The organism is Yoonia sp. (genome assembly GCF_017854415.1).
Taxonomy (GTDB): Bacteria; Pseudomonadota; Alphaproteobacteria; order Rhodobacterales; family Rhodobacteraceae; genus Yoonia.
In genome coordinates, this window is sequence record NZ_JAFMHR010000019.1 from 1 (window position 1) to 4,025 (window position 4,025).

Annotated in this window: 4 protein-coding genes and 1 pseudogene; 3 read left to right on the top strand and 2 right to left on the bottom strand. The window is 54.1% G+C overall.

The features are described from left to right. On the bottom strand, positions 1 to 575 hold a 575-nt coding region (rpiA, locus tag QZ197_RS03830; protein WP_296430238.1), incomplete at its 3' end, for a ribose-5-phosphate isomerase RpiA. A gap of 190 nt (positions 576 to 765) precedes the next feature. Between rpiA and QZ197_RS03835 the strand changes: the two genes are divergently transcribed. Together QZ197_RS03835 and QZ197_RS03840 are read left to right on the top strand one after the other, a co-directional pair. After that, the gene (locus QZ197_RS03835; protein ID WP_272146291.1) at positions 766 to 2,139 is read left to right on the top strand and encodes an L-serine ammonia-lyase; all 1,374 of its coding nucleotides are present in this window, start codon (positions 766 to 768) and stop codon (positions 2,137 to 2,139) included. Positions 2,140 to 2,148: 9 nt separating this feature from the next. Continuing rightward, complete coding sequence (locus QZ197_RS03840; protein ID WP_272146293.1) at positions 2,149 to 3,060, top strand: DMT family transporter; 912 nt, start codon at positions 2,149 to 2,151, stop codon at positions 3,058 to 3,060. Here QZ197_RS03840 and QZ197_RS03845 read toward each other — a convergent pair. Continuing rightward, a complete protein-coding gene (locus QZ197_RS03845; protein WP_272146295.1) occupies positions 3,005 to 3,670 on the bottom strand; it encodes a thiamine diphosphokinase in 666 nt (221 codons plus the stop codon). The genes QZ197_RS03840 and QZ197_RS03845 overlap by 56 nt on opposite strands. 134 nt (positions 3,671 to 3,804) lie before the next feature. Here QZ197_RS03845 and QZ197_RS03850 point away from each other — a divergent pair. Next, positions 3,805 to 4,025: pseudogene (locus QZ197_RS03850) on the top strand (hypothetical protein); the annotation flags it as partial.

The window sequence follows — 4,025 nt, forward strand, 5'->3', positions numbered from 1 at the left end:
AGGTGCAGATCAAGGATCATGTTGCCTTCGTCGGTGATAAACGGCTTGCCGTCGCGCATGCGCATCGTGATATCCCGGCCCAGCACATCCATGCCTGTCAGTGTTTCTTCGATCAGGTTCTGGGTGACGGGCAAACCAAACGGGATCACCTCGACCGGCAGTGGAAATGCGCCCAGCGTGTCGACCTTTTTGGTGGCATCCGCGATCACGATCATGCGGTCACTGGCAGTCGCGACGATCTTTTCGCGCAAATGCGCGCCACCGCCACCTTTAATCAGGGTCAGCTGGCTGTCATATTCATCCGTTCCGTCGATCGTCACATCAAGCCACTTTGCTTCTTCCAAAGTGATCACATCGATGCCGACTTCGCGGGCAAGTTCCGCCGTTTGGTTAGATGTTGGCACACCTTTGATCTTGAGGCCTTCATCGCGCACCATTTCGCCCAAGCATTGCACCAGCCAAGCAGCGGTTGATCCGGTGCCAAGTCCAACCTTCATACCGGATTCGACGTATTCGGTCGCTTGCTTTGCTGCGACAAATTTCGCCATATCGATTGGGGTCAATTCACTGGTCATCACACCACTCCGCTTTTGATCTAGCCGTGTTATAGGCAAGATCGCTGGCAGGCGCGAGGCCCCAATTTACACGGCCCCGACATACGCATTATTTGGGCGAAGGGTCGCATTTAGTGGGCGGCCAATGGCGTGGATCGGTTAGGGTGTTCTCAACGTCGCAAATCTGCCCTGATCAAAAAGGCCGCCTTTCATGTTTTTATCCGTTTTTGACATGTTCAAAGTGGGCGTCGGCCCTTCTTCTTCTCATACGATCGGACCAATGGTTGCGGCGGCACGGTTCTTGGATCACTTGCGCGCGCAGCCCTTCAAGGTCGCTGGCGTCCAAGCATCCTTGCATGGCAGCTTGGCCTTTACGGGTGTCGGACATGCGACCGACCGCGCGGTGACCCTGGGTTTGGCGGGCTTTCGTGCAGACGACTATGACGCCGCCAAAGCCGATGCAGAAATGGTCCGTATTGCGGACGAAAACACCGTCTCACCCGATGGACTTGGCACGCTAAAATTTCACCACAAAGACGATCTTGTTTTTGATTATGGCCCCGCCCTGCCCGGCCATGCCAACGGCATGGTATTGCGCGGCACGGACGCGCAAGGCGATGTCATCACACAAGTCACCTATTATTCCATTGGCGGTGGCTTTGTATTAACCGACGCAGAGCTTGCTGCAGGAAAGGACACCGATACTGGCGCACCCGTCCCTTTCCCGTTCAAATCAGCCCAAGAGATGCTGGATATGGCCGCGATGTCAGGCAAAACGATTGCCCAAATGAAGCAGACGAATGAGTTGTCGCGGATCGCCAGCCCTGATCTGGAACGTGGCCTAGCGCGTGTTTGGGAGGTCATGAACAACTGTATTGAACGTGGTTTGCACACCGATGGCATCCTGCCCGGAGGATTGTTCGTGCGCAGACGGGCCAAGGGTATCTATGACGCGCTGCAGGCCGAACGCGGCATGAACCTGACCGCACCGCATACGATCAATGATTTCATGATTACTTATGCGATGGCGGTGAACGAAGAAAACGCCGCTGGCGGTCAAGTTGTGACAGCCCCGACAAATGGTGCGGCGGGGGTCATCCCTGCGACGATACGGTATTGGCTAGATCATGTGCCGGGTGCGACCTCTGCGCGCGTCGATGAGTTCTTGTTAACCGCCGCCGCCATTGGCGGATTGATCAAATTCAACGCCTCGATCTCGGGTGCGGAATGTGGGTGTCAGGCCGAAGTTGGCAGTGCCGCTGCGATGGCCGCCGCAGGTCTGGCCGCTGTCTTGGGTGGAACACCAGAACAAATTGAAAATGCGGCCGAAATTGCCTTAGAGCATCATCTTGGCATGACCTGTGATCCGGTCAAAGGCCTTGTCCAAGTACCGTGCATCGAACGCAACGGGATGGGTGCGATCAAGGCCGTTTCAGCCGCGTCATTGGCGTTGCGCGGAGACGGCGTGCATTTGGTATCGCTTGATGTAGCGATTGAAACGATGCGCCAAACCGGCGTGGACATGAGCGAGAAATACAAAGAAACTGCCCTTGGCGGCCTCGCTGTAAATGTGCCGAACTGCTAAGGTTACTGCATGAATGACGATCGCCCCTTTCTAGGCGTTATGCTGATGCTGGCGTTTTGTGTCCTAGCCCCATTAGGGGATAGCATCGCGAAACTGCTTGGCGGTGCTGTGGCACTTGGTGTTTTGATCTTTGTGCGGTTTGGTATTCAGGCCGTGATCCTGTTGCCCCTCGTGCTGCTAAAGGGGCAAAACTTGCGCCTGCCCAAAGGCATCCTGATGTGGACGCTCGTGCGGACGGTTCTGCATATTTTGGGCATTGGTCTGATGTTCACCGCCCTGCAATACTTGCCATTGGCAGACACACTTGCGATTGCCTTTGTCATGCCCTTTATCATGTTGCTGCTTGGGTATTTCGTGATGGGCGAACAGGTCGGCATCCACCGCATGGGTGCCTGCGCTGTCGGTTTCATCGGTACACTTCTGGTCATCCAACCCAATTTTGCAGAGGTGGGTTATCCCGCACTTTATCCGCTTGGAGTTGCGGTTGTGTTTTCATTATTCATGATGGTGACGCGTAAAATCGCGCGCGCGATGGACCCGATAAAGCTGCAAGCAGTCAGCGGCATCCAAGCTTCGATCATTCTGATTTTGGTCTTTGCAATCTTTCCGAACATAGTTGGTGATTTCAATTTCAATCTGCAGCCCGCGACATGGGTGTTGCTGGCAGGGCTTGGGATACTGGGCACTTTGGCGCATCTTTTCATGACTTGGAGCCTCCGTTTTGCACCCGCGTCAACTGTCGCTCCGATGCAATATCTTGAAATCCCCTTTGGCACGGCGATCGGCTGGCTGATCTTTTCAGACCTCCCCAACGGACTGGCCGCGATTGGCATCTGCATCACAGTTGCAGCAGGGCTTTACATTATCATCCGCGAGCAACGGCTTTCAAAGCTGTCGCAAGATGTGCCCGCGGCAGGGTAACGAGAACGGCTGCGTCTGCCCTTACCACAACGTCGCCACCCAAACCCGCGTTTGACGGGCTGGTGAAACCACTCATTGCCATGAGCCTTTGTGAAAACGGCCAGACGACACCGTCCAAACTAACCGTTGTATCAACGACAGGCATTAGGGAAACACGGGTCCCTTTGGGTAATTCAAACGCTATCTTTCTGCCTGATACCAGAAAGCTAACATCATGTGCGTCAGCCAAAATCACCGGTTTGTCCGGATAGCGGACCATGACACTGAGAACCGACAGAATATGGTCCATCCGCCCGCCCGTAAATCCAAGCGCAATTAAGGCAGGAGAAGCCACTCGAGTCAGCGCTTTTTCAAAATCAGTGGTCGATTGTTCCTTAATTTCGTGCAGCCTATCCGCAAATGAGGCGCGTGATTGCGCAGAAAGGCTATCTAGATCGCCGACCACAACAGCAGGTTCTATACCTGCAGCAAGCAAGGCATCAGCCCCAGAGTCAACGGCAACAAATCCGTCAACCCACTGTGAAATATCAAGTATTTCAGAGGTCGCCGCAACGGCCCCGCCGACCAGACACAGCGGTTTTTCGCTTGAAACAATGATTTCGCTAGACACTTATTGTACCTCAATTCACAAACATTCCCTAAAAGGGCCACAAAATAAGCCTGAACATAGCGTGTGATATCATCGACTGAGCAGTTCAAATTTGTCCAGCGGGTGACCGCTGATAACCTAGAAAGCAGTAACGCATGGGCGAGAGCAATAAAATCCTGGATGTGACCTACGGAAACTTTTCCTGCCGTTTGGAAGGATTCGATGACACCGTCGAGACGATGAAATCTGTCGTCGGGTATTTCCACGACCTTGCTGGGCATGACCTGTTTACGGATCAGGCGCCTGTTGTGCCCGATTTGGACATACTTGCGCGGCTTACGGCCCAGCAGACGTCTGGCAAAGTTGCGATCGAAGA

Coding starts and splice junctions, on each gene's coding strand:
- QZ197_RS03835 (WP_272146291.1), top strand. CDS start 766: ATGTTTTTATCCGTTTTTGACATGTTCAAAGTGGGCGTCGGCCCTTCT.
- QZ197_RS03840 (WP_272146293.1), top strand. CDS start 2,149: ATGAATGACGATCGCCCCTTTCTAGGCGTTATGCTGATGCTGGCGTTT.